The sequence below is a fragment of the Colwellia sp. SU-HH00943 genome (assembly GCF_057546125.1).
In genome coordinates this window covers 156,387-180,232 of sequence record NZ_BAAJLW010000002.1, presented here as the reverse complement: position 1 = coordinate 180,232, position 23,846 = coordinate 156,387, and the positions used below count along the sequence as shown (strand labels likewise).

Below are 23,846 nucleotides of genomic sequence, written 5' to 3'. Positions count from 1 at the left end.
TAATGTCAATCGAAAACTACGACTGAGCAGATTATTACTTCCCTTCTGGGTTCATAATATCTTTGAAGCTAGCTTTTTTATCTTTAACTTTTGCACCTTCAACTAAAAGCTCTACTGCTTGCTCTTCTAAAGCAACGTTTTGCATTTGCTGCATTAACTCTTTGTTGTTTGCATAGTAATCAATAACTTCTTTAGGATCTTCATAAGCAGAAGCGGCAGTAGCGATTAACTCATCTACTTTAGCGTTATCTACTTTGATCTCATTAACCTTAATCACTTCACCTAAAAGTAAACCAATTTTAACACGACGTTCAGCTTGCTCTGCGAACATTTCGCTTGGTAATTCAGGTAAGTTTTTAGGATCCATTTGACCTTGGAAACGTTGCATTGCTTGTTGACGTAAAACATCAACTTCTTGAGCAACTAGGCTTGCTGGAAGATCAAGTTCGTGAGCAGATAATAAGCCTTCAATAACTTGTTCTTTAACCTTAGCTTTAACTGCTTGAGATAATTCACGCTCCATGTTTTTACCAACTTCTTCACGTAAAGCGTCAACACCACCTTCTTGAACACCAAAAAGTTTAGCGAAGTCTTCATCAATTTTAGGTAAAACTGGACCTTCAGTTTTGTGAACAACAATATCAAACTCTGCGTCTTTACCTTTTAGGTTTTCAGCATGGTAATCTTCAGGGAAAGTAACTGAGATTGTTTTTTCTTCGCCAACTTTCATACCTGTAATTTCTTTTTCAAAACCAGGAATCATTCGACCTGAACCAAGCTCTAATTCAAATCCTTCAGCTTTACCGCCTTCAAATTCTTCACCGTCAACACGACCGTTAAAATCGATAGTTAGCTTGTCGCCTTTTTTGGTTTTACGCTTGTTTTCTTTCCATGTTTGATGTTGCTTTTGCAAAGTAACAAACATTTCATCTAAATCTTTTTCTGTAACTTCTACTTTTGGACGTTCTACAGCAATTTTCTCTAAGTCTTTTAATTCAACTTCTGGGTAAATTTCAAACGTAGCTTCAAACTCTAACGCTTTACCATCTTCATTACTTTTCGCTGTGAACGATGGACGACCCGCTGGGTTAATTTTTTCAGCAACAATAGCATCAACAAAACTACGTTGCATAACTTCACCAGCAACTTCTTGACGAACTGAAGCACCGTAACGTTTTTGGATTACAGATGGTGGAACTTTACCCGGACGGAAACCATTGATACGTTGGGTTTTAGCAACTTGACGAAGACGATTTTTAACTTCAACATCTACTGTTTCGGCAGGAACAGAAATAGTCAAACGACGTTCCAAACCTTGTGTAGTCTCAACTGAAACTTGCATTTATATACCTCAAAACTTAGCGTGCTACGCTATTTAATACGTATCTCATTAATCTACCTGTTTTCACTTAACAAGTGAGGAAAAGATACTTGCTCATACGAACGGTTAAAATTTGTGACGCAGAATTATAGCGGGGCTTCAAGCAAGATACAAGCGATAAGTTTAACGGACTTTTTTAACGACGTAAGCAAACGTATTAGCTTAATGAAAAGCGTGTATTTTAATAATTATGTTTTTCTACAATAATCTTTATTTTTGAATTATATATTTCAAAATTACACATGTTAGATACTGCGACATTAGCAAAATGTAGCTTTACTTGTATTTGATATAAAAGCAAAAATTTCTAAATGGAAATGAGAAATAAAGAAAGTGTTCAGTATAGAAGGTGGTCGGTGATGCAAGATTCGAACTTGCGACCCCTTGGACCCAAACCAAGTGCGCTACCAAGCTGCGCTAATCACCGATTTCTAGTGTTTTAATAATTAGATTATTAAAAAGAAGATGGGGTGGCTAATGGGACTTGAACCCACGACAACCGGAATCACAATCCGGGGCTCTACCAACTGAGCTATAGCCACCATAACCTTATGACACGCCTGTTAATGGCACGCCCTAAAGGATTCGAACCTTTGACCCACGCCTTAGAAGGGCGTTGCTCTATCCAGCTGAGCTAAGGGCGCACGAGACCTAACAGGTGTTACTTTTACTTTTATATAAAAGAAAAAGTGGTCGGTGATGCAAGATTCGAACTTGCGACCCCTTGGACCCAAACCAAGTGCGCTACCAAGCTGCGCTAATCACCGACATTTTGCTTTCTAGCAAGCTATTTATTCATGTAAAAACATAAGAAATAATTAGCTGCTTTCAACGGGTGCGGATATTACCGAGTTGCGCTATTCCAGTCAAACCTTTTTTATAAAAAAATCCATGTTCGTTCACTTTTAACGCAACTTGAACAATTACTACCAATTTTACACAAGTTTATCCACTATAACCGCTCAATCCTATTATCACTATAGAAAGAGGAATTGAATTTTTCATGGTGAATTTTTCTCACTCTTAACTATAACTAGTGTTGAGTTTATGGCAAAATAGCGCCAGTTAAATTCATTCACTTTTCATATTCATTAATTCAAGGTTACAGTTACGTATTATGACGGCATCATTGATTGACGGCAAAGCAATTGCCAAACAACTTCGCGACTCTATCAAAGAAAAGGTTAGCCAACGTATTAATAATGGTCAAAGAGCTCCCGGGTTAGCTGTTATTCTAGTCGGTACTGATGCGGCATCTCAAGTCTACGTAGGAAGTAAACGTAAAGCTTGTGAAGAAGTTGGGTTTGTTTCTCGCTCATACGACTTACCAGCAACAACCTCTCAAGACGAGCTATACCAATTAATTGATGAATTAAATAGTGATAAAGAGATTGATGGTATTTTAGTACAACTACCTTTACCTGAAGGTTTAGATGCTAACTTAATCATTGAACACATTAATCCTAAAAAAGATGTTGACGGTTTCCACCCAGCTAACGTTGGTAAACTTGTTTTACGTCAACCTGGTTTGCGCCCTTGTACACCTAAAGGCATTATTGAGTTAATTAGCTCAACAAATATTAAGCCACATGGTTTAGATGCTTTAGTGGTTGGTGCATCAAATATTGTTGGTCGACCTATGTCATTAGAGTTACTACTTGCCGGCTGTACAGTTACAACTACCCACAGATTTACAAAAAACCTTGAAAGTAAAGTAAGAGCGGCTGATCTGATTGTTGTTGCTGTGGGTAAGCCTGAGTTTATTCCAGGGGAATGGATCAAAGAAGGCGCTATTGTCATCGATGTTGGCATTAATCGTTTAGAATCAGGCAAGCTTGTTGGAGATGTTGGTTTTGACATTGCAAAAGACAAAGCCTCATTTATTACCCCTGTTCCAGGCGGAGTTGGCCCAATGACAGTCGCCAGCTTAATAGAAAACACCTTAATTGCCTGCGAAGAATCAGAAAAATAAAAAGAGCGCGAAAGCGCTCTTTTTATTTAAGCAATGTGAAAAGCACAAACTAATGAGTTTAACCTTTACGCCACGTTGTTTTACCCGCACTATCTTCTAAGATAACGTTCATCTCATTTAATTTATCTCTAGCTTCATCAGCTAATGCCCAATTTTTATCCTTGCGAGCCTGATTACGCTGAGCAATTAACGCTTCAATAACAGCCACTTCATCACTATCATTTTGCCCTTGTAAGAAGCTCTGAGGATCTAACTGTAGTAAACCAATCACGCCGCCTAGCACTTTTAACATCCCAGCTAAATCACTTGCTTGTGCTGGATTCTCATCTTTAGCTACATTGAGCTCTTTCGCAATTTCAAACAAAACCGCAATTGCTTGTGGCGTATTAAAGTCATCATCCATTGCTTGGCAAAACTGCTGTACATAAGTAGCTTTTTTATCAAGCACAAAGTCTGCAGCAATATCCACATCTCTAAGTGAAGTATAAATTCGCTCTAATGAAGCTCTCGCCTGTGTTAAATTTTCAGTAGAGTAATTTAACTGACTTCTATAATGACCTGTGGTTAAGAAAAACCTAACGGTTTCAGCATCGTATTTCGCCAAAACATCACGGATGGTAAAGAAGTTACCTAACGACTTAGACATCTTTTCTTGATCTACCTGCACCATGCCGGTGTGCATCCAGTAATTCACATAAGGAGTATCCAGTGCACAGCAGCTTTGTGCCACTTCATTTTCATGATGAGGAAATTGTAAATCTGAGCCGCCACCATGAATATCAAAATGATGACCAAGCTCTTTAGCATTCATTGCTGAACATTCGATATGCCAACCTGGACGCCCGTCTCCCCATGGCGAAGACCAACTTGGTTCACCAGGCTTGGCTGATTTCCATAACACAAAGTCTAATGGGTTATTCTTTGATTGATCAACATCTACTCTTGAGCCAGCTTGCAATTGCTCTAAATTTTGACCGCTTAATTTTCCATAATCAGCATAACTAGAAACATCAAAAAGTACATCGCCTTTTCCGGTAGTATTGTCATCGCCACCCGCTATGTAAGCATGCTTTTTAGCGACTAGGGTTTCAATCATAGTAATGATTTCATCCATGTGTGTTGTCACACGTGGCTCTAGATCAGGACGCGCCATATTAAGCGCATCAAAATCTTCATGCATATAACCGATAGTACGCTCTGTTAATTCTTCAGGCGTTTCATTATTTTCAATCGCTCTATTGATAATTTTATCTTCAACATCAGTAATATTACGAACATAATTAACTGCTAAACCAGAAAACCTCATATAACGAGCAATATTATCAAAACTAATATACGTTCGAGCATGGCCTATATGGCATAAGTCATAAACGGTACAACCACAAACATACAAGCCTACTTTTCCAGGAGTAATAGGGGTAAAAACTTCCTTTTTACGAGTTAAGGTATTGTATATTTGTAACATGAGGAACAATCTCTCCAGCGAATAAAATGGTTGGTGACTAAAAATAAAAATGAATTGTACCTTAAGCATGCTTTTGAATCACCATAGCAGATGCACTTTATGCCAACTTAGCGTACAATTCTGATAATTTTTTACCTGTACGAGAATCCTATGATAATTTTTAAGACAACCCTTGGTGATATTAAGATTGAATTAAACTTTGATAAAGCGCCTGTTACAGCCAAAAACTTCCAACAATACGTGGAAGAAGGTCATTATGACGGCACTATTTTCCACCGCGTGATTAAAGGATTTATGGCTCAAGGTGGCGGTTTTGCTCCTGGTTTGGAAGAGAAAGAAACCCGCGCTAGCATTGAAAATGAAGCCAACAATGGACTAGGCAATAAGCGTGGCACTATCGCGATGGCACGTACTCAAGAGCCACATTCAGCATCAGCGCAATTTTTCATTAACTTAACTGATAACGACTTTTTAGACTTTAAAAATGAGTCTATCCAAGGTTGGGGTTACTGTGTGTTTGGTGAAGTTGTTGAAGGTATGGACGTAGTAGACAAAATGACGCTAATAGAAACTGGAAACATGTTCGGTCATGGCGATGTACCAAAAGAAGATATTCTTATCGAGTCAGCTATCGTTGAGTAACATTCAAGTAGATAAACAGCAAGTCACCTATTTTATAGCTGACTTGCATTTAGCTGAAAACAGGCCTGATATTACCGCCTGTTTTTTACGCTTTTTAAAAGAAGAAGCAATACACGCTCAAACACTCTATATTCTAGGCGATTTATTTGAAAGCTGGATAGGTGATGACGACGATAGCCTATTTCTAGACGAGATAGCCAACGCACTAACTACACTATCAAGTTTAGGCACATCAATATATTTTATTCATGGTAATCGAGACTTTTTACTCGGAGAAAAGTTTGCTAAAAAGTCAGCGATGACGCTGTTGCCTGAAGTTGACTTGATCGACTTATATGGGCAAGAGGTCGTTATCATGCACGGTGATACACTTTGCACCCGTGATATTGCTTATCAAGCTTTTCGAAAAAAATCCCGCTCTTGGTGGTGGCAAACTATGATCAAAAGTTTACCGCTTTTTGTACGCAAAAAAATTGCGGCTAATTATCGTAAAAAAAGCGCTGCTGCAACCGCTGAGAAATCACAAGAAATCATGGATGTGACCCCTGAAGAAGTCAGCAAGTGTCTTGAACATTATCAAAGCCAACTGTTAATTCACGGCCATACTCACAGACCTGCTATACATGATATTACGTCAAATGGTAAGCATGCTCAGAGAATAGTGTTGGGCGACTGGTACGAGCAAGGCGCTTGGTTAAAAGTTACGCCATCAAGCATAACATTATTAAATAAACCATTATTGGAATAATGTGCCTTTGCTTAAGGCTTATTCATCTAAACCTTAAGCAAGATTTCGAGAGTAGCTTAGCTACTGATAACGAAATGACAAAAAGAACTCTCTAGGCTTAGAAATATTTCGTAACGTCATTCCATGAACATTACTATTTGATACACCAGCAGTAGAATATTGTTTATCCAATAAGTTTTTTACCCCAAACATTATCGTCCAAGGCTGATTAAACGGACTAAAGTTAACGCTAGCGTTAGTGATAGCATAAGCACCTTGGTTTAATCCTTGAATATTTTCACTTCTAAATTCTTGTTTATCAATAAAGCTCCAGTCTGCTCTAAGGTGAAGTTCTCCGTACTTACTCAGCTGATGGAACGATGAGATACCTGCATGCATATTCCATTTAGGCGTATAGGGTAAGACGTTATCTTTAGTGATAATGATGCCATTCGCCCCAACAGCACCTTCGCCAATGATGTTATCCCACGCGGCACTTAAATATCCAATCGAAAAATCCGTCAGCAGATCTTCAGTGATAGTCGCATTAAATTGAAATTCTGCTCCCTTGATTGTAGCGTCACCAATATTTTGAGTCGCTATATTAGCAGCCAAACCTTCTGCATTTAATGGGATAGCGCTTTCTTGTTTGTCTTGGTATTTCGAATTGAATACCGCAAACTGCCAGTCGATCCCTTGTGTAGCCAAGTTTGATTTAATACCTAACTCTATCATGGTTAAATATTCTGGTTGAAAGGAGTGTAAAGGGGCTTCTTCATTGGGTGGCTCTAGAGAGCGAGCAGGAAACCCTCCCGCACGATACCCCTGAGAATAACTCGTATAAAGCATGGTTTTCTGATCAAGTTGATAAGAAAGAGATAACATTGGTGATAGTTCATTGATCGATTGCTCACCAACACGAGGTTTGGCATCCGGAAAAGCCTTGTTACCAAAGTCCAGACTAAAGTGTTTGTTCTCTTGACTCCAACGCAACCCTGTGGACAACTGATATTTATCATTAATTTGCCATATTAAATGCCCAAACATGGCTTGAGAAGTATTATCTATTTCACGGTTATCAAATATAGCAGCACTGCCTTCATAAGGAGCTAGAGAACCGCCAGCATGTAAGATTTGCACGCGCTCTTGCCCTTCTTCAGCAAACCAATACATACCTAACAACCATTTAAGTGATTTACTTTGATTATCACCACTTAACTGCAATTCTTGGCTAAGGCTTTGATTGTCGTAGATAAGGTTGTTGTTTTGAAAACTGATACCAGGTCCCCAACTAAAAGAATGATGAAAGCTACTATCTAATTGACGCCAAGAAGTGATTGACTTAATGAGGCCTATTTCAGTATCCCAATCAACAACTAAGGAGGCTCCGCCCGTTTCAACCTTATTTTGGGGTTTAATCAGATTAGAAAATTCATCAAAATATACTTGATTTTGACGGTATTTATCAGAAGATAGTTGCACTTTACCGAAACAGTTTACATTGGTATTTCTTCCCTCATCGGTTAAACATTCACTAAAACCTGCATTAGCTTGTACTCGATTGGCTAAATTTATAAAAATAGCATCATTGTTTATATTGATCGCTTCAAAGGCGGACGGCGGACTTGTATCTTTGGCAAAATCAACAGAGAAGTTGAGTGTAAAAGAGTCACTATATTGCCAACGAGTTTGCCACCTAGCGGCGAGATTATCGGTACCACCAATGACATAGTCGTCATAATTATTTAGCTTAACATAACCATCTTGTTGCTTACTAAGCAATGAAAGCCGTGTGGTCAGTTTTTCTGAAATAGGAACATTCGCAGTAACCTTAGCACTTAATAAACTCCGCTCTCCAATCGTTATACTGCCATTGATTTCGTTTTGGTCATGCGGTTTTTCAGAAGTTAATAATACAGCACCACCAATGGAGTTTCGTCCGTACAGCGTTCCTTGCGGTCCGCGTAGCACTAATGCAGATTCTAAATCAAGCAAATCTAGTACGCTACCCACCATGCGAGGCATGTACACTCCATCAACATAAAAACCAACCGCAGGGTCTGAAGTGATTAAGAAATCTTGTTGGCCAATACCTCGAATAAAAACGGTAGGCGATGAAGAAGTCCCCGATGTCGCGGCTGATTCGTTAAAATTTACATTAGGAGCACTACGCGATAAATCAACAATAGTAGTCAAGGCTTTTGTTTCAATGTCTTGTGAAGAGAATTCATTCAACGCGATAGGCACTTTATCTAATGCTTCTTCAGTTTTTCGGGCGCTAATGGTGATGACTTCAATAGAGTCATCCGTTGCTTTATCGTCAGCAAGATTCGATGTAGCCTTAGTAACTGATGGTATATTAACCAAGCAAAATATTGATAGTTTTAATAATACGGTCACTCTCAAACTTGCTTTATTCATCAGTTTGTTAAAGCTTACATACAAGTTAATCATTTATTGAGTTCCAATAAGTAAGTGTTGTGTGATTTCACCGTGTTTTCTGTGCTTTGGGTTGTAATGATTTTTTACAGCTATTTAATGAGGGTAGACCATTAAACGCATTTGCATCAAAGGGAGTTAGTTCTAGGTGTTTTATTATGCTAGTTTGCACTTGGCTAATAAAGTTAGGATCTCGACTGTTGATATAATGAAACGTTTGAAAAGCGTGGCTAGCTATTTCCTGATAATAGAAATGGTCATTTTTAGATAAACATAAAACTTTTTTATAAGCAGGGTAAGCTGACAAAACTCCGTCAATTAGCTCTTTCTCTAACATTTTGATAATCAATTGAGCATTATTTATATATTCACAGGTAATCGCTAAATCTTTACATATATGCCGACCTTGTTCGAAACCACTGGGGATTGCATAGATATGATCGGCGCTAATTTGACATTTGTTTTCGTTCAAACAAAATAAGGCAACTTTCACATTAGTGACTGCTGGCTCAATTTTTGTTGTTAGCTGATTAATATCACCAATATATTGAGTGCGAAAAGCTTCTGCTTGAATTTTATTATTTTTAAAATAGGTAAAACTACGTTTAGAGGGAAGATAATAAAAGCGAGGTGTGATATTTAACTCAGCATAAACCGCCGTGTAGAAGTCAGTAAACTGTTTAGCCATTTTGGTACCCTTTATTCCTTCAGGGATATTAATTCGATATTCTTGACTAGCACTCAACGTACTAAAAATGGTAGTCAACAAGACTAGTAAAGTAATAACGCATCGGCTCAAGGCTATACTTCCTCAAATTAAAGTTGATAATACAGTAAACCTGATTCAATTAAGTATAGATGATATCTGACACAGATGTGATTAATACAGCTTTTGTAGAGAACAATTTAATGTTTAACAACTTAATTATGCTTGTGATATGGGCACGCCAGAATGAAACTTAAAATCTTCATCAGGGGTACTAATTAACTCAGCTTCAACTTTCCCAAAATAGGTAATACGTTCACTAATATCCGTATCATCTCCAGCAACCTGTTGAGCTAAGGCTAAATAGTCTTGATAATGACGCGCTTCTGAGCGCAGCAAGGAAATATAAAACTTATTTAAGTCGTCATCTAAATGAGAAGCTAATTTAGCAAAACGCTCACACGACCTAGCTTCAATATAAGCACCGATGATTAGCTTATCTATCAATGCGTTAGGTTCGTAAGTAGTCACATGCCTCATCATTCCTTTGGCATAACGCCCAGCAGTTATACCATCAAAGGGAATATTACGCTTAACCATGATCTCTAACACTTGATAAAAATGGTGTAACTCTTCTTTGATCAATAACACCATCTTATCGATAAGATCTTGGCTATAAGTTGAATTAGCCTGCGTAGTATTACTTTTTGGTAAAAGTGCTTTTGTTAAGTTATTTGCGTTGGCTAATGTGGCTAAATCACCTTTTTTACGGTATAAAAAATCTTCATAAGGCTTAAACCAGTCTAGCAATATTTGATGGCTCTCTTTATCAACAGCATATTTACGGATTAAGAACATAGCTGTTTGCCCAGCCTTTAGCTCACAGGCTAAATGATCGCGTAAAATAACAGGCAGATTATTGACTTTTTTAGCTTCTTCGACCCACTCATCAGGTGTTTCGCATTGTAGAAAAGATCTTATTGGCGCTAAAAGCTCAGAGTATTTGTTCATAAACCTAGTAGTCATCAATCGTCGATTGATATTTATCTAATAAAGACACTATTTTAAAAGCGATTTTATTGAGATACTAGTAAAAGATTACTTTTCACTGACGTTGATCAAACGATGACAAGCACAGAAAAAAATAACTCGGTAAAACAGTTAACCAACCGTCACCAACAGTTAACACATACAGAAAATAGTAAAGTTATTTCCCATGTACAGAGAGAATCTGAAGACTGGTTTATCAACACCTTAATGATTGAAAATGTTGATGTGCCATTTAAGTATAAACGCAAAAAGCTTTATAAAGATTTACAAGGCCAACGTGTTAACATCACTTACTACCCTAGTAGTGAGCAAGTGGCGGGGTTTGATATTGAAATAATGAAAATTGTTCGAATAAAAATAACATAATAGAAATTCATCACTCAAACTAAGTAAGCTATCCCTCACCTTCATCTTATAGCAATAAACACTAACAAAATTTCTTTTAGTTATTTTTAATATAAAAATAACCTATTTGCATTTTATTTCGCTTGTTTTTCAAACAAATCTTGACGAATGCTTAGCCTTATTCCATAAATAGGGTATCGACTATAAAAAATTAATAACGTCGAAGGTTTATTTAGCAACAAAAGAATAAATATATTGAAAATTTGCTAAATAATTAATTGGGGACTGTAAGAGGAAGTTATTATGATATTAAATCATATTTGGGGATTATACGCTCATCCAAAAGAAGAATGGCAAACTATAGAAAAGCGCCATGAAAGCTTAATGTATAGTTTGATGCATATTTTAGTTGTTGCGCTCATACCAGCAATTTGTGGCTATTATGCTGCGGCGCATATTGGTTGGACAATAGGAGTAGGTGAACCGATAAAAGTCAGCCAAGCGAGCGCTCAAATGATGGCAATAGGCATGTACGTGGCATTAATTGCCGGTGTATTCGCCCTAGCCTATTTAATTCAATGGATGGCAAAAACCTTTGATTCAAAACCTAACTACATTCAATCACTTGAATTAGCTGCGTATACCGCTACACCAATGATGATGGTGGGAGTGGCTGCTTTATATCCTGTTCTTTGGTTTGTTGCATTAGCTGGCGTTGCAGCCGTTTGCTATTCAGTCTATTTACTATACTCAGGCGTGCCAATTATGATGAACATTCCTGAAGAAAAAGGTTTTATTTATTCAAGCTCAGTTGTTACCTGTGGTCTTGTATTACTTGTCGGCATTATGGCTTTCACGGTGATTATGTGGGGTATGGGATTTGGTCCTGAGTATGTTGCTTAACCAATAAGTCGACAGTTTAAAGCACTAAGATTAACGACTTTACTAAACGAGTAATTTTAAACGGTTAGCTTCAAAGAATAATCAGAAACTAAAATGGCGCTACATCAATGATGTAGCGCCATTTTTAATGTTAATAAAAATATAAGCCTGCTAACGCTTATATATTGAAAGGTACTTATTCAGAGCCTTCGTTGTGCATATCAATAATTGAATCAGCATTTTTATCTGACTTTTCTTTTGTGGTATTGTTACGCATCGCATCAAGTTTTTCTAAATAATCGTTATTGATATCTTTGGTTATGTAATTACCATCAAACACAGAAGTATCAAATGTCTTAATATCAGGATTATGCGTACTTACAGCTTCAACTAAGTCATCAATTGATTGAAAAATTAATTTATCCGCACCAATTAAAGTACAAATATCGTCTACATCACGGCCATGAGCAATCAGCTCATTCGCACTTGGCATATCAATACCGTATACATTAGGGAAACGAACTTCAGGTGCAGCGGAAGCAAAGTAAACTTTTTTCGCACCAGAAGCACGAGCCATTTCAATAATTTGCTCTGAAGTTGTACCACGCACAACTGAATCATCTACAAGCAAAACGTTCTTACCTTTAAACTCTGCACCTATGGCATTAAGCTTTTGACGAACAGATTTTTTACGTTGCGCTTGCCCTGGCATGATAAAAGTACGACCAATATAACGGTTTTTCATAAAACCTTGGCGGTACGGTAAACCTAGCTCTTGTGCAATTTGCAGAGCAATATCACACGATGTTTCTGGAATAGGAATAACGACATCAATATCGACATCATCCCACTCTCTCGATATTTTTTTACCAAGTTTAGTACCCATTTCAACACGAGAAGCATAAACAGACATTTTATCGATCGTTGAATCAGGTCGTGCAAAATACACAAACTCAAAAATACATGGATTATATTTAGGGTTTTCAGCACATTGTTGGCTATGGATTTGGCCGTCTTCCGAAAAGAAGATGGCTTCACCTGGCGCGATGTCTCGAACAAATTCAAACGAACAAGCATCAAGTGCAACTGACTCTGACGCAATCATGTATTCAACACCTAGTTCACTTTCACGCTTACCAAATACTAAGGGGCGAATACCATTTGGGTCACGAAATGCAACCATACCGTAACCAACAATTAAGGCAACAGTCGCGTAAGCACCACGAACACGCTCATGTACATTACCTACAGCGGTAAAAATATCACTAGGTGTTAAAGCGGCATTCTCACTTTGCTGTAATTCATGGCCGAGTATATTTAATAATAACTCTGAATCAGAAGTGGTATTTACGTGACGGCGAGCTTCAGTATTGAGCCAGCTTTTTAATTCGTCAGCATTGGTTAAATTTCCATTATGAGCTAAGGAAATACCGTAAGGTGAATTGGCATAAAAAGGTTGTGCTTCAGATGAGCTTGAAGTACCTGCTGTAGGGTAACGAACATGGCCAATACCAATATTGCCTTGTAGTCGTAACATATGGCGAGTATGAAAAACATCTTTCACTAAACCATTTGCCTTTCTTAGGCGAAACGTATTGTCATGAATAGTAACAATACCGGCTGCATCTTGTCCTCGATGCTGTAACACAGTTAATCCGTCATATAAATATTGATTAACCGGAGTCTTACCGACAATACCAACAATACCACACATGAATCTTTCTCCGCTTGGAACTTAACTTTTAATACTCGTTATTAGTATTAATTAAGAAAACTTGATGATTGCTTGAGATACTCAAAGAACCATTCGATCACTAACCTAAACTCAGGAATAAGTTGTGAATCTTTCCACCAATCACTTGCTTCTGCCGTTGTAAATGCTTCCATAAAGAATAGCACAGCACTCGTTATAAGCACGCCGCGTAAAGCACCAAATACAATTCCCAACACACGGTCTGTTCCAGACAAGCCTGTTTTACTGACAAGTTGACCGATAAGGAAGTTAACAATTGCGCCTAATATAAGCGTTGCTACAAATAAGATGGCTATTGCGGCCGAGTTTCGCAAAAATTGATCTGAAATATTAGTAAGAAGGTTGGCTAGATTTGCATAAAAAGTACTCGCGATAAAAAAGGCACTAGCCCAAATGATTAATGAAACAGCCTCTTTAACAAAGCCTCGCACTAAACTAATTAACGTTGATATACCTATTAATGCCAAAATGGCATAATCTATCCAAACCATAACTTGAGTTTCTCATTGATTAGAGGCGCGCATTCTACCAGAATAGAATTAAAAATGCCTAAACTTTTTTGCACCAGCGCTTTATTTCGTTGGATAAAAACGTGCTACTTTTCCCTGTACATTAGTCAACTTTTTCAACGCCGGAATTTGCTTTTCTAAAGATGATTTAATTAACTGCGGTCCAACAAAAACTTTGGTTAAGTCACCTTGTTTCGTTTTTATAGGCTTAGTAAAAGCGCTATAACCATTTTTTTGCAGTTTCACTAATAATTCATCAACATTTTTTTTGTGCTTGAAGCTGCCTAACTGAATAACCCATGCTTCTTTATTGACCGCTTTAGCAGGCTGTTCGCCTAAAGTTGGTTTATCAATTGGTGATGCACTTGCTGTGGATGTTTTTGCTAATTGTGATTGGTTACTTTCTGTAATCGCTGTTGGTTTAGTTGCAGGGGTAACTTTGGCTTTTTGATCTTTAACCAGTTTATCCGCACTGCTGTCCTTCTCTTCTTCAGCGTTCTCATCTAGTGCAACTTCATTAACGATCGTAGCTTGTTTTTTAGGGACAAGTTTATCTTCAGGGAAAGGCTTTTTAGTCATTTGACCTGTAAAATTAGGCGCTTTTGGAATAGCCTCAAAGTCTGTTTGATTTGATTTTTTCTTGCCATCAAGCAAGTCAGGTAAAAAGATAATAACAGCAGCTGCAACAATAATAGTACCAACAAGGCGATTTTGAAACGGTGTAGACAAACGAGACTCCAACTTATTTAAACTATAGATTATTAACTAAATTAATAGTTTCCTAATTTCGGCAACAGTGTAAAAAGATCCAAAAACAAGTATTAAATCTGTCTGCTTAGCATCTTGATTAGCTATTTTAAATGCCTGAGTTACATTGTCAAAACAATTGACTGAATTAGTTAGGCCATCTAAGGTGAGTTTCATTGATTCAACACTAGCCGCTCTTGGCGCATTTAGTGGCGCAATATACCATTCATCAACGTGCTCACTGACACTAAGCAAAGTATTGTTTATATCTTTGTCTGCCAGCATAGCTGTAAGTGCAATAATTCTGGTGTATTTTTTTTGTTTTTTTAGTTCAGCTATATGACTAGCTAAATGTTTTCCTGCATGAGGGTTATGGGCAACATCAAGCATAATATCGCACTCTTGATGAAACATTTCTGTTCTACCAGCAACTTTGGTTTGCTCAATAAGCTGATTGACTTTGCTTGTTGTTAATTCAATATTAAGCTGCTTTAACACGGTTAGGGCCGTGGCAACATTGTCACGAGGAATGTGTGTTGGTACTAGATCATGAATAACAAGCTTGTCTTGTGGATTATTACTCTGGGAATATTGCCATTGCCACAGAGCTTGCTCTTTCTCTTGCTCTTGCTCTTGCTCAAAAATGGTAAAATCGCGCTCTCTGACTTTTATCTTTTCAAGCGCAATGATTTGCTCACTTTCAGGTAAAGCGTTATTGATTGCTTGTGCGTGACGTAACACTGATTTGGGCGGTGTTTTGTCACCAATCACTATGACTTGATTAGCACGCATGATACCTGCTTTTTCAAAGCCTATATCTTCTCGGTTATCTCCTAAGAATGCTTGATGGTCAAGATCAACTGCAGTGATGATGGCAATGTCAGCATCAATAATATTTGTTGCATCCAAGCGTCCACCTAAGCCTACTTCTAAAATAATCACCTCTGGTTTTAATGCCATTAACACTAAAAAAGCCGCTAAAGTTGTATACTCGTAATAGCTCAGTGAAATTTCAGCTCTAGCTGATTCGACTTGTTCAAAAGCGTCAATAAAGGATTGATCATCAACATCTCGCCTATTTACTCTAAGCCTTTCATTAAACAGCTCAATATGTGGTGATGAATAGACAGCCACATTAGCAAAGGCTTCTTTTTCTTGTGATGAACAAGCCGCTTCATTAAGGAGCGCATTTTCTAAAAAGGCACAGGTAGTGCCTTTACCGTTTGTACCAGCAACCGTAATAACGGTGGCAAAGCTAAAATCAATGGCTAAACGTTCTGCAACTTGACCAATACGAGATAAGCCAAGGTCTATTTCAGTATTATGAATGGTTTCTAAATAACAAAGCCACTCGCTAAGGCTGTGACAACCTTTTGAGTGGCTTTTTAAATATTGTGACATTTACGACTCTAATATTTATTTATAATGTATTAATCAGCTTGCGAAAAAGGACTAGGCTGCCCCATAAACTTGGCTATCATACGTGCTAAATCATCACGCATATTTCGACGATCTACAATCATATCAATTGCCCCTTTCTCCAACAAAAATTCACTGCGTTGGAAACCTTCGGGAAGTTTTTCACGTACTGTTTGCTCAATAACTCTTGGTCCAGCAAAACCGATAAGTGCTTTGGGTTCAGCAACATTAATGTCACCTAACATTGCAAGACTTGCAGAAACACCACCCATGGTAGGATCGGTTAACACAGAGACATAAGGTAAACCTTTTTCACTCATTTTCGCTAACGCAGCACTAGTTTTCGCCATTTGCATTAATGAGAACAACGCCTCTTGCATACGTGCACCACCACTAGCAGAAAAACAAATAAACGGTAAGTTATGCTTCAGGCAATATTCAACACCTGCAACAAAGCGCGCACCCACAACAGATGCCATTGAACCACCTAAGAATGAAAATTCAAACGCTGCTGCAACAATAGGCATACCATGTAATTCACCTTTCATCACAACTAAAGCGTCTTTTTCACCCGTATTCTTTTGCGCTGAGCTTAATCTATCTTTATATCGTTTAGAGTCTTTAAACTTCAATACATCTTTTGCTTCAAACTCTTCACCGAGCTCTGCACGGTTTGCTTGATCAAGAAAACTATCTATTCGTTTGCGTGCACTAATACGCATGTGGTGATCACACTTAGGGCACACAGAAATTTGTCTATCTAATTCTACCTTGTAAAGTACTGCATTACATGAAGTACATTTACTCCAAACGCCCTCGGGAATATTACGTTTTTGGGTAGATTTTGCTTTCGGGAGAATTTTTTCAATCCAACTCATAATTTTATTTTTGCCTATTGCAACGAATATAAATCAACTTTTTATAAAAAAGTGCTCACAAAAAGTCAATTTTAAAAAGAATGCTAATTTAACCGTGAATTAGAACATACTTTAACCCATGTTTTATATAAAAAACTGGTCTGTTTTGTTAGTTTTTTTGTTAATCCATATTTCAGCGTAAAAAAAGTGGCCCAAATGGCCTTTTGGGTAATCCAAATTGTTCGGGATAATCAACTTCTACAAAGTATAATCCTTCTGGTGGTGCAGTTACGCCAGCCATACACCTATTTTTAAGTGCAAGTACTTCACTAATCCAAGTTGTTTTTTCTTGCGATTGTCCAACACGCATCAAACTTCCGACAATATTTCGTACCATATGATGCAAAAAAGCGTTAGCTTTAACGTCAACAATAATATATTCACCTTGGCGTGAAACCTGACAATGATAAATAGTTCTCACCGGTGAGTGCGACTGACAATGTACAGTGCGAAATGAGGTAAAGTCATGCTTACCAACAAGGTGTTGAGCGCCTTGATTCATGAGCTTTTCATCTAAGGGGTAGTGAAAGTGACTGATACCATGGCTTAGAATGGCTGAACGTAATTGACAATTATGTATGATATAACGATAGCGTCTCGCCGTAGCACTAAATCGAGCATGAAAGTCTTCACCAACTTCTTTAACCCAAGTAACTGCTATGTCACTTGGTAAATGAGTATTTACCCCTAAGGTCCAGGCAACATCTTTGCGCACTTTAGTAGTATCAAAGTGAATAACTTGGTTGGTAGCATTAACACCCGTATCAGTACGGCCAGCACAAACCACTTCAATAGGCTCGTCGGCAATTTTTGATAAAGCAGCTTCTAAGGTTTGTTGAACACTAACGACACTTTTTTGCCGCTGCCAACCACAATAGTTTTTGCCATCATATTCAATGCCTAAAGCATAACGCATGCATACCTCTTATGTACCACTTTTCAAAGTGGCGCATTATATACTCAATCGAGCGTAAGATACAAAATTCAACCGGATTTAAAGACGGTACAAATATAAGGCATTACCAACAGATAATGACGACTCATTTTGTCGCCATTACAATCAGCATTATGTGTCATGTTTTTCTATAGTTTATCGAATAGCTCTTGTGCTTCAAGTTGTTGCTGCGTATCACCTAGCTTTATAATTTCTTGTAGGATAACTTTAGCATTGTCTTGATCACCTATTTCAACATAGACTTTCGCTAAATCTAATTTAGCAGCCATCCCATTTTCATCTAAATCAACATCCACTTGTTTCGCATCATGAGTAAATTCAGAGTATTCATCTAAACCAACATCAATATTAGCTTCATTATAAGGCTCATCTAGTGTTTGAGCTTCTTGGCTTTCAGACAAAATCGAATCTACCGAAACAAAGTTTTTCTCATCTTCATCATTAATGACACCAACACCACTATTAGGATCGTCAAAATCATCGAGAGAAATAGGCGAGTCAAGGATTTCATCTTGATTAAAGTCTGCTGGTTCATTAACTACAGTGGACTCTTCCTCAATATTAGCTAACAACTCATCAAACTCTAAATTGTCTAACTCTTGAATGTCATCAATTTCAGTTGCTTCTGAAATGCTATTTTCTTCACTCGTTTCGCTATCATTCAACAAATCAGCGAGTACATTTTGGTCTGAAAAATCAGGGGTTAATTCAACGGCATGATCATCCGCTTTATCACTAAGTAGTTCAGCCAAAGTGTCTTCATCAAAGGTACCTAACTGCTCATCAGCTAAATCGTCACCAATGTCATTAGCGTCATCTGAAGTTACATTTTCACCTAAACTAGCTGCTTCAACTTCAGCAAGAATATCATCAACATCAACCTCATCAGCTAATTCATCGTCTGTGTCTTCAACTATAAGTTCTTCACTATCAACGTTTTTACCGTGAATGTCACTAAAGTCAACGGCTAACAATGGTGCAACATATTCTTCAGTTAAGTTTTCAATTTTAGCTTTATTAACGCTTTCTTCTTCGCTTTTCTCTTCTTCTTTAGCAACTTCTTCAATACTTTCTTCAGGCACCTCTTCTATTACTGAGGCTTCAGCGAGCTCTTCATCAACATCCATTGATTCAAGTAAAGCATCAATATCATCTGGATCAGTGATTTCCGCTTTGCTATCGTCCGCCTCAGCTTCGTCATCAACATTCATTGACTCAAGTAAGGCATCAATATCATCTGGGTCGGTAATTTCTGCTTTGCTATCGTCCGCCTCAGCTTCGTCATCAACATTCATTGACTCAAGTAAGGCATCAATATCATCTGGATCGGTAATTTCTGCTTGGCTATCGTCTGCCTCAGCAGTTTCTTCGACGCTTTCTTCTACCTCAGTCGCTTCATCAACATCCATTGATTCAAGTAAAGCATCAATATCATCTGGGTCGGTGATTTCTGCTTGGCCATCGTCTGCCTCAGCAGTTTCTTTGACGCTATCTTCTACCTCAGTCGCTTCATCAACATCCATTGATTCAAGTAAGGCATCAATATCATCTGGATCGGTAATTTCTGCTTGGCTATCGTCCGCCTCTACAGTTTCTTCGACGCTTTCTTCTACCTCAGTCTCTTCATCAACATCCATTGATTCAAGTAAAGCATCAATATCATCTGGATCGGTGATTTCTGCTTGGCTATCGTCCGCCTCTGCGGCTTCTTCTACCGCCACCTCTTCTTCATCGACATCCATTGATTCAAGTAAGGCATCAATATCATCTGGGTCGGTGATTTCTGCTTGGCTATCGTCCGCCTCAGCGGCTTCTTCTACCGCTACCTCTTCTTCATCGACATCCATTGATTCAAGTAAGGCATCAATATCATCTGGGTCGGTGATTTCTGCCTGGCTATCGAAATCATCCGCATCATTAGTACTAGCTTCAGCTAAAGGATCTTCAACTATGCTTTCATCAGCAAGCACATCATCAATATTTATTTCTTCGTCATCTTCCGGTAGATCATCTTCAACAGAAAGCTCTTCATCTAAACTGCCCAATAAATCATCAAGATCATTTTGATCTAACTCGTTACCTTCAAGCGGCTCATCATCTGTTGCAGCCTCTTCATTAACGCTTTCTTCAGCAGGCGCTTCTGTTAAGGCATCTAAATCACTTTGGTCTAATTCGTTACTGGTACTCTCTTCTAGCTCACTGTCATCATCAAGTAGAATATCTTCCAAATCATCGAGATCATCCAACTCATCATCATCGTCATCATCTAAATGAATAGCATCGTCATCATCAAGTAAATCAACCGATAAGTCATCATCAAGTAATAATTCGTCATCAAGTGATACTTCGCCATCTAATGACAGTTCATCATCAAGTGATAAATCATCTACGCTAGCAATTTCATCTTCAACTTCTACGGTTTTTTCCGGCTCACTCGTTGTTTTTTGTTCTTTCTCAGGCTGCTTTGCTTCTGGCTCACCCTTTCGACGTTTTAGTAGTAAAGCAACAACAATAATGATCAAAATCGCAGGCAATGTAGCCATCAACACGATAAACCATAAACTTGAAAAAATGTTATTTTTTTCCAGTTCAGCTTGTTGCTTTTCAAGTAGTAACTCTTGCTCTCGAGCTTGTGCTTTTTCAAGTAACGCTTGCTGCAATTGGATCATATCATCCATTTGCAGCTTAATTTCTTTGCCTTTGGCTACCTCTTTTTGCATGGTGCCAAGTTGGTTATTGAAGGTAGATAGACGCTGGCGCAGCTCTTCATTTTCTTTCAAAATGGCTTGTAGGCCATCTATAGAATCTAAAACATCATTTTGAATGCTCTCTAAGCGTTGCTGCTGCTCAGTATCTATTTTTTGTAATTTGTCATTTATCTCAACTTTGACTGTATCTAAGTCTTTTTTCTTAACGGAAGGCTCTTTGGGCTTAGTTGCTGATTTTTGCACCGCCTTCGGTTGCTTCTTCTGCCAAGTTTTTTCATCTTGATCAGATTTTTGTTGCGCTTGGGCAGGGTTAACAGCCATCATTTGATTAAATGACGGTATAGTTAAGTATTGTCCTTCAACAAGATGATTAAAGTTATTATCTACAAAGGCTTGGGGATTAGCTTGAAATAGCGCTTGCATGACTTGATAAACCGTTAAACGGTTATCCGGTCTAACAGTTAAAGCAATTTTCCATAAAGTATCCCTTTTACTAATTGGGCCATACCTTTCATAAGGAAAAACATCACTGCTTTTTGGACCACGCATACGAATACCACGTTCTTCTGCGACTGCCGCCTGTGAATAAACCGGCACACTAACAGTAAGTGTGCTTAGGGTTAGCACACTAAGAACAACCTGCCATAAACACAGGCGTAATAATTTTCGCATCGAGGCTTTCCTAGTTATTATTTTTTCAAAAATTAGTTACTGTCAACACATTGACATCATCAGGCATCCAAAAGTAAAGCAAAATTCATTCCATCAAAATAACGGCAATATTGACATCCTGATACGATAATACCAAATTCAATCATTATTGCTTATTTTTTTAATTCGGAAAACAAAAAACTCGTCGTTGACATTATTACTAATGTTAACGACGAGTTTTAAATTTTCTTGAGTTTTATTAAGTTAGACTAATAACTTAGCTTAAGTATTCTTTCACTAATAATTCGGCAATTTGAACGCTATTAGTTGCCGCCCCTTTACGAACATTGTCGGCAACAATCCACATATTAATGCCGTTTGGATGACTAATGTCTTCACGTACACGACCAACAAATGTTTCATCCTTGCCACTAGCATCAGAAATTTGTGTAGGGAAGTCTTCATCATTACGACGAACAACAACACCTTCTGCTTGCTCTAATAAGTCTTTAACTTCTTCTGCAGAGATTGGCGTTTTAGTTTCAATGTGCAACGCTTCTGCATGACCGTAAAATACAGGAACACGAACAGCTGTAGGGTTAACAAGAATATTTTCATCACCAAAAATTTTCTTGGTTTCCCAAACCATTTTCATTTCTTCTTTCGTGTAACCGTTATCTAAGAACACATCGATTTGTGGGATAACATTAAAAGAAATTTGACGTGAAAAGTTTTTACTTTCTACTGGCTTGCCACTTAATAAATCAGCAGTTTGTTTCGCCAATTCATCCATAGACTCTTTACCACCACCAGACACTGATTGGTATGTACATACGTTAATACGGTCAATACCTACTGCATCTTGAATTGGTTTCAATGCAACTAACATTTGTATGGTAGAACAGTTAGGGTTAGCAATAATGTTGCGGTTACGGTAGTCAGCTAACGCACCTGGATTTACTTCTGGTACGATTAACGGGATGTCTTCTTCGTATCGGAATTCTGAAGTGTTATCAATAACAATACAGCCAGCTTCACCCGCAATAGGTGCAAACTTAGCAGACGTAGCGCCACCAGCAGAGAAGAAGCCAATTTGAGCTTGGCTAAAGTCAAAATGGTCAGCATCAAGTACTTCAATGCTTTCGCCATTAAACTCAATAAACTCACCCGCAGAGCGAGCACTTGCTAATGGGTAAAGTTTATTAATCGGGAAATCTCTTTGCTCTAAAATTTCCATAATGGTTTTGCCAACCAAACCTGTTGCGCCAAGTACGCATACATCAAATTTCTGTGCCATGATCCTCTCTCTACTCGTTGGACTTATACTCTTATGAGTTTTTATTAAAGCCTAAACGATGTGGCACATCGTTATAGGCATCTGGTGACAATGTTACAGTAACAGACGAGAACTCTCGACGTACCGGATAATTTTTTCTTAGCATATCAAAACCCTCAAGGGCTAATTTTTGCCTGAAAATAGCATCATCGCGCCTGACATCATAAACAATTTTAATCAGTTGATTAACTATGCTTTGGTCTATTTCTTCAGTTATCTTAATCTCAGAAATACTCGATTTAGGTAGTAGCTGAGATAACTGCACTGAAGGCAATTTACCTAATTTTCGACATAATGCCTGATAAAGCATCTCTGTGCCACGAGATTTTCCTTCTAAGCTATAACCAGCAATATGTGCTGTAGCTATTTCAGTATAATCTATCAATGGCACTAATACGTTTGGCTCACCTTCCCAAACATCAAGAACAACCTTTAAACCATGCCCTTGCTGCTTCATAGAAAGTAAAGCTTGGTTATCAATAACCTCACCGCGACAAGCACTTATCAATATTTGCTTATCATTTAATTGTTTGAGCCTTTCTTCATTTAGCAAATGGAAAGTAGCATGCTCCCCTTTTAGCGTTTTAGGTACATGCAATGAAATTACATCGCAGGCTAACACTTCATCTAATGACACAAAATCTCTTTTATCTTCGCCACTTTTAGCGAGAATTGGATCGCATATTTTAAATGCGATCCCTAAGGCTGATAACTTTTCAGTTAACCGTGTGCCAGTGTTACCACCTCCGATAATACCTACCGTCAGCTGTGAAAGATCTAACAAATAACGCTCTGCAAGTACGACCAAACAACTCAGCACATATTCAGCCACCGAAATAGCATTGCACCCTGGTGCTGAATAAAAAGAGACATCACGCTTTTTTAAGTAATCTTGATCGATATGATCCATACCAATAGTAGCAGTACCAACAAAACTAAGCTGAGTATTCTCTTTTAATAAATTTTCATTGATTTGTGTGATGGAGCGTACAAGTAATACGTCAGCGTCAGCAACTTGCTCAGAAGTTAGCTCTCGGCCAGAAAAAGCCTGCAATTGCGTAGATTCACCACAGATATTGCTAAAGAACTCTTTAGCATATGGCATGTTTTCATCGAAAAGTATTTTCATTAGAACAGAGGTTTGCAAAACGTCAATTGCACAATTATAGAGTAACTAACCTATCCACGGCTAGCGATAATGATTTGTCTCAATAAAAAAGCCATACTAAGATTCAACTTAAT

Annotated in this window: 19 protein-coding genes and 4 tRNA genes; 5 read left to right on the top strand and 18 right to left on the bottom strand. The window is 38.0% G+C overall.

The features are described from left to right. Nucleotides 1-34 precede the first annotated feature (34 nt). The 5 genes from tig to AC27GZ_RS06040 form a co-directional block, all read right to left on the bottom strand. Entirely contained in the window at nt 35-1,342 is a 1,308-nt protein-coding gene (gene tig, locus AC27GZ_RS06060; protein WP_487094011.1) for a trigger factor, read from the bottom strand. Nucleotides 1,343-1,731: 389 nt separating this feature from the next. After that, nucleotides 1,732-1,808, bottom strand: a tRNA-Pro gene (locus tag AC27GZ_RS06055). A gap of 39 nt (nt 1,809-1,847) precedes the next feature. Continuing rightward, a tRNA-His gene (locus tag AC27GZ_RS06050) sits at nt 1,848-1,923 on the bottom strand. 25 nt (nt 1,924-1,948) lie between these two features. After that, nucleotides 1,949-2,025 (bottom strand) — tRNA-Arg (locus tag AC27GZ_RS06045). A 46-nt stretch (nt 2,026-2,071) separates the two neighbouring features. Beyond that, a tRNA-Pro gene (locus AC27GZ_RS06040) sits at nt 2,072-2,148 on the bottom strand. Between the two features lie 350 nt (nt 2,149-2,498). Here AC27GZ_RS06040 and folD point away from each other — a divergent pair. Then, a complete protein-coding gene (gene folD / locus AC27GZ_RS06035; RefSeq protein WP_487094010.1) occupies nt 2,499-3,353 on the top strand; it encodes a bifunctional methylenetetrahydrofolate dehydrogenase/methenyltetrahydrofolate cyclohydrolase FolD in 855 nt (284 codons plus the stop codon). A gap of 58 nt (nt 3,354-3,411) precedes the next feature. On the opposite strand, the gene cysS is transcribed toward folD, so the two are convergent. Continuing rightward, nucleotides 3,412-4,818, bottom strand: a complete 1,407-nt coding sequence (cysS, locus tag AC27GZ_RS06030; protein WP_487094009.1) for a cysteine--tRNA ligase — start codon at nt 4,816-4,818, stop codon at nt 3,412-3,414. 150 nt (nt 4,819-4,968) lie between these two features. On the opposite strand from cysS, the gene AC27GZ_RS06025 reads away from it, so the two are divergent. Next, nucleotides 4,969-5,460 carry a peptidylprolyl isomerase gene (locus AC27GZ_RS06025; RefSeq protein WP_487094008.1) on the top strand — a complete coding sequence of 164 codons (492 nt, stop codon included), beginning with the start codon at nt 4,969-4,971 and terminating at the stop codon, nt 5,458-5,460. Then, a complete protein-coding gene (locus AC27GZ_RS06020; protein WP_487094007.1) occupies nt 5,408-6,208 on the top strand; it encodes a UDP-2,3-diacylglucosamine diphosphatase in 801 nt (266 codons plus the stop codon). Before AC27GZ_RS06025 ends, AC27GZ_RS06020 begins: the two co-directional genes overlap by 53 nt. A 60-nt stretch (nt 6,209-6,268) precedes the next feature. Here the strand turns inward: AC27GZ_RS06020 and AC27GZ_RS06015 are convergent, their stop codons facing one another. The 3 genes from AC27GZ_RS06015 to miaE all read right to left on the bottom strand — a co-directional run bounded on the left by AC27GZ_RS06015 (nt 6,269) and on the right by miaE (nt 10,343). After that, the gene (locus AC27GZ_RS06015) at nt 6,269-8,641 is read right to left on the bottom strand and encodes a TonB-dependent receptor (protein ID WP_487094006.1); all 2,373 of its coding nucleotides are present in this window, start codon (nt 8,639-8,641) and stop codon (nt 6,269-6,271) included. Between the two features lie 34 nt (nt 8,642-8,675). Next, on the bottom strand, nt 8,676-9,314 hold the full coding sequence (locus AC27GZ_RS06010; protein ID WP_487094005.1) for a hypothetical protein: 639 nt from the start codon (nt 9,312-9,314) through the stop codon (nt 8,676-8,678). A gap of 237 nt (nt 9,315-9,551) precedes the next feature. Beyond that, nucleotides 9,552-10,343, bottom strand: coding sequence for a tRNA isopentenyl-2-thiomethyl-A-37 hydroxylase MiaE (miaE, locus tag AC27GZ_RS06005; RefSeq protein WP_487094004.1), 792 nt, complete (start codon nt 10,341-10,343; stop codon nt 9,552-9,554). 114 nt (nt 10,344-10,457) lie between these two features. Here miaE and AC27GZ_RS06000 point away from each other — a divergent pair, with 114 nt between their 5' ends. Both AC27GZ_RS06000 and AC27GZ_RS05995 read left to right on the top strand, forming a co-directional pair. Continuing rightward, nucleotides 10,458-10,748, top strand: a complete 291-nt coding sequence (locus tag AC27GZ_RS06000; protein WP_487094003.1) for a hypothetical protein — start codon at nt 10,458-10,460, stop codon at nt 10,746-10,748. Nucleotides 10,749-11,030: 282 nt separating this feature from the next. Then, nucleotides 11,031-11,630, top strand: a complete 600-nt coding sequence (locus tag AC27GZ_RS05995) for a Yip1 family protein (protein WP_487094002.1) — start codon at nt 11,031-11,033, stop codon at nt 11,628-11,630. Between the two features lie 175 nt (nt 11,631-11,805). On the opposite strand, the gene purF is transcribed toward AC27GZ_RS05995, so the two are convergent. From purF to AC27GZ_RS05950, 9 genes are all read right to left on the bottom strand, one after another. Next, nucleotides 11,806-13,323 (bottom strand): amidophosphoribosyltransferase, encoded by a 1,518-nt coding sequence (gene purF / locus AC27GZ_RS05990; RefSeq protein ID WP_487094001.1) that lies wholly within the window; start codon nt 13,321-13,323, stop codon nt 11,806-11,808. A 47-nt stretch (nt 13,324-13,370) separates the two neighbouring features. After that, nucleotides 13,371-13,853 carry a CvpA family protein gene (locus AC27GZ_RS05985; RefSeq protein ID WP_487094000.1) on the bottom strand — a complete coding sequence of 161 codons (483 nt, stop codon included), beginning with the start codon at nt 13,851-13,853 and terminating at the stop codon, nt 13,371-13,373. A gap of 81 nt (nt 13,854-13,934) precedes the next feature. Then, complete coding sequence (locus AC27GZ_RS05980) at nt 13,935-14,600, bottom strand: SPOR domain-containing protein (protein WP_487093999.1); 666 nt, start codon at nt 14,598-14,600, stop codon at nt 13,935-13,937. Between the two features lie 36 nt (nt 14,601-14,636). After that, nucleotides 14,637-16,019 (bottom strand): bifunctional tetrahydrofolate synthase/dihydrofolate synthase, encoded by a 1,383-nt coding sequence (gene folC, locus AC27GZ_RS05975; protein ID WP_487093998.1) that lies wholly within the window; start codon nt 16,017-16,019, stop codon nt 14,637-14,639. A gap of 29 nt (nt 16,020-16,048) precedes the next feature. Continuing rightward, nucleotides 16,049-16,915: an acetyl-CoA carboxylase, carboxyltransferase subunit beta gene (accD, locus tag AC27GZ_RS05970; RefSeq protein WP_487093997.1), complete on the bottom strand. Its 867-nt coding sequence runs from the start codon at nt 16,913-16,915 to the stop codon at nt 16,049-16,051. 172 nt (nt 16,916-17,087) lie between these two features. Then, complete coding sequence (gene truA / locus AC27GZ_RS05965) at nt 17,088-17,870, bottom strand: tRNA pseudouridine(38-40) synthase TruA (RefSeq protein WP_487093996.1); 783 nt, start codon at nt 17,868-17,870, stop codon at nt 17,088-17,090. A gap of 167 nt (nt 17,871-18,037) precedes the next feature. After that, complete coding sequence (locus AC27GZ_RS05960) at nt 18,038-21,289, bottom strand: FimV/HubP family polar landmark protein (protein WP_487093995.1); 3,252 nt, start codon at nt 21,287-21,289, stop codon at nt 18,038-18,040. 256 nt (nt 21,290-21,545) lie between these two features. Further along, nucleotides 21,546-22,565 (bottom strand): aspartate-semialdehyde dehydrogenase, encoded by a 1,020-nt coding sequence (locus AC27GZ_RS05955; RefSeq protein WP_487093994.1) that lies wholly within the window; start codon nt 22,563-22,565, stop codon nt 21,546-21,548. A gap of 31 nt (nt 22,566-22,596) precedes the next feature. Then, nucleotides 22,597-23,733 (bottom strand): 4-phosphoerythronate dehydrogenase, encoded by a 1,137-nt coding sequence (locus AC27GZ_RS05950; RefSeq protein ID WP_487093993.1) that lies wholly within the window; start codon nt 23,731-23,733, stop codon nt 22,597-22,599. Nucleotides 23,734-23,846: the final 113 nt, after the last annotated feature.

What these genes read in the sequence shown, in the direction of transcription:
- AC27GZ_RS06025 (WP_487094008.1), top strand. Translation starts at nt 4,969, where the DNA reads ATGATAATTTTTAAGACAACCCTTGGTGATATTAAGATTGAATTAAAC.
- AC27GZ_RS05985 (WP_487094000.1), bottom strand. Translation starts at nt 13,853, where the DNA reads ATGGTTTGGATAGATTATGCCATTTTGGCATTAATAGGTATATCAACG.
- tig (WP_487094011.1), bottom strand. Translation starts at nt 1,342, where the DNA reads ATGCAAGTTTCAGTTGAGACTACACAAGGTTTGGAACGTCGTTTGACT.
- AC27GZ_RS06010 (WP_487094005.1), bottom strand. Translation starts at nt 9,314, where the DNA reads ATGGCTAAACAGTTTACTGACTTCTACACGGCGGTTTATGCTGAGTTA.
- accD (WP_487093997.1), bottom strand. Translation starts at nt 16,915, where the DNA reads ATGAGTTGGATTGAAAAAATTCTCCCGAAAGCAAAATCTACCCAAAAA.
- AC27GZ_RS05950 (WP_487093993.1), bottom strand. Translation starts at nt 23,733, where the DNA reads ATGAAAATACTTTTCGATGAAAACATGCCATATGCTAAAGAGTTCTTT.
- AC27GZ_RS05955 (WP_487093994.1), bottom strand. Translation starts at nt 22,565, where the DNA reads ATGGCACAGAAATTTGATGTATGCGTACTTGGCGCAACAGGTTTGGTT.
- AC27GZ_RS06015 (WP_487094006.1), bottom strand. Translation starts at nt 8,641, where the DNA reads ATGATTAACTTGTATGTAAGCTTTAACAAACTGATGAATAAAGCAAGT.
- folC (WP_487093998.1), bottom strand. Translation starts at nt 16,019, where the DNA reads ATGTCACAATATTTAAAAAGCCACTCAAAAGGTTGTCACAGCCTTAGC.
- miaE (WP_487094004.1), bottom strand. Translation starts at nt 10,343, where the DNA reads ATGAACAAATACTCTGAGCTTTTAGCGCCAATAAGATCTTTTCTACAA.
- AC27GZ_RS05960 (WP_487093995.1), bottom strand. Translation starts at nt 21,289, where the DNA reads ATGCGAAAATTATTACGCCTGTGTTTATGGCAGGTTGTTCTTAGTGTG.
- AC27GZ_RS05995 (WP_487094002.1), top strand. Translation starts at nt 11,031, where the DNA reads ATGATATTAAATCATATTTGGGGATTATACGCTCATCCAAAAGAAGAA.
- AC27GZ_RS06020 (WP_487094007.1), top strand. Translation starts at nt 5,408, where the DNA reads ATGGCGATGTACCAAAAGAAGATATTCTTATCGAGTCAGCTATCGTTG.
- purF (WP_487094001.1), bottom strand. Translation starts at nt 13,323, where the DNA reads ATGTGTGGTATTGTTGGTATTGTCGGTAAGACTCCGGTTAATCAATAT.
- folD (WP_487094010.1), top strand. Translation starts at nt 2,499, where the DNA reads ATGACGGCATCATTGATTGACGGCAAAGCAATTGCCAAACAACTTCGC.
- truA (WP_487093996.1), bottom strand. Translation starts at nt 17,870, where the DNA reads ATGCGTTATGCTTTAGGCATTGAATATGATGGCAAAAACTATTGTGGT.
- AC27GZ_RS06000 (WP_487094003.1), top strand. Translation starts at nt 10,458, where the DNA reads ATGACAAGCACAGAAAAAAATAACTCGGTAAAACAGTTAACCAACCGT.
- cysS (WP_487094009.1), bottom strand. Translation starts at nt 4,818, where the DNA reads ATGTTACAAATATACAATACCTTAACTCGTAAAAAGGAAGTTTTTACC.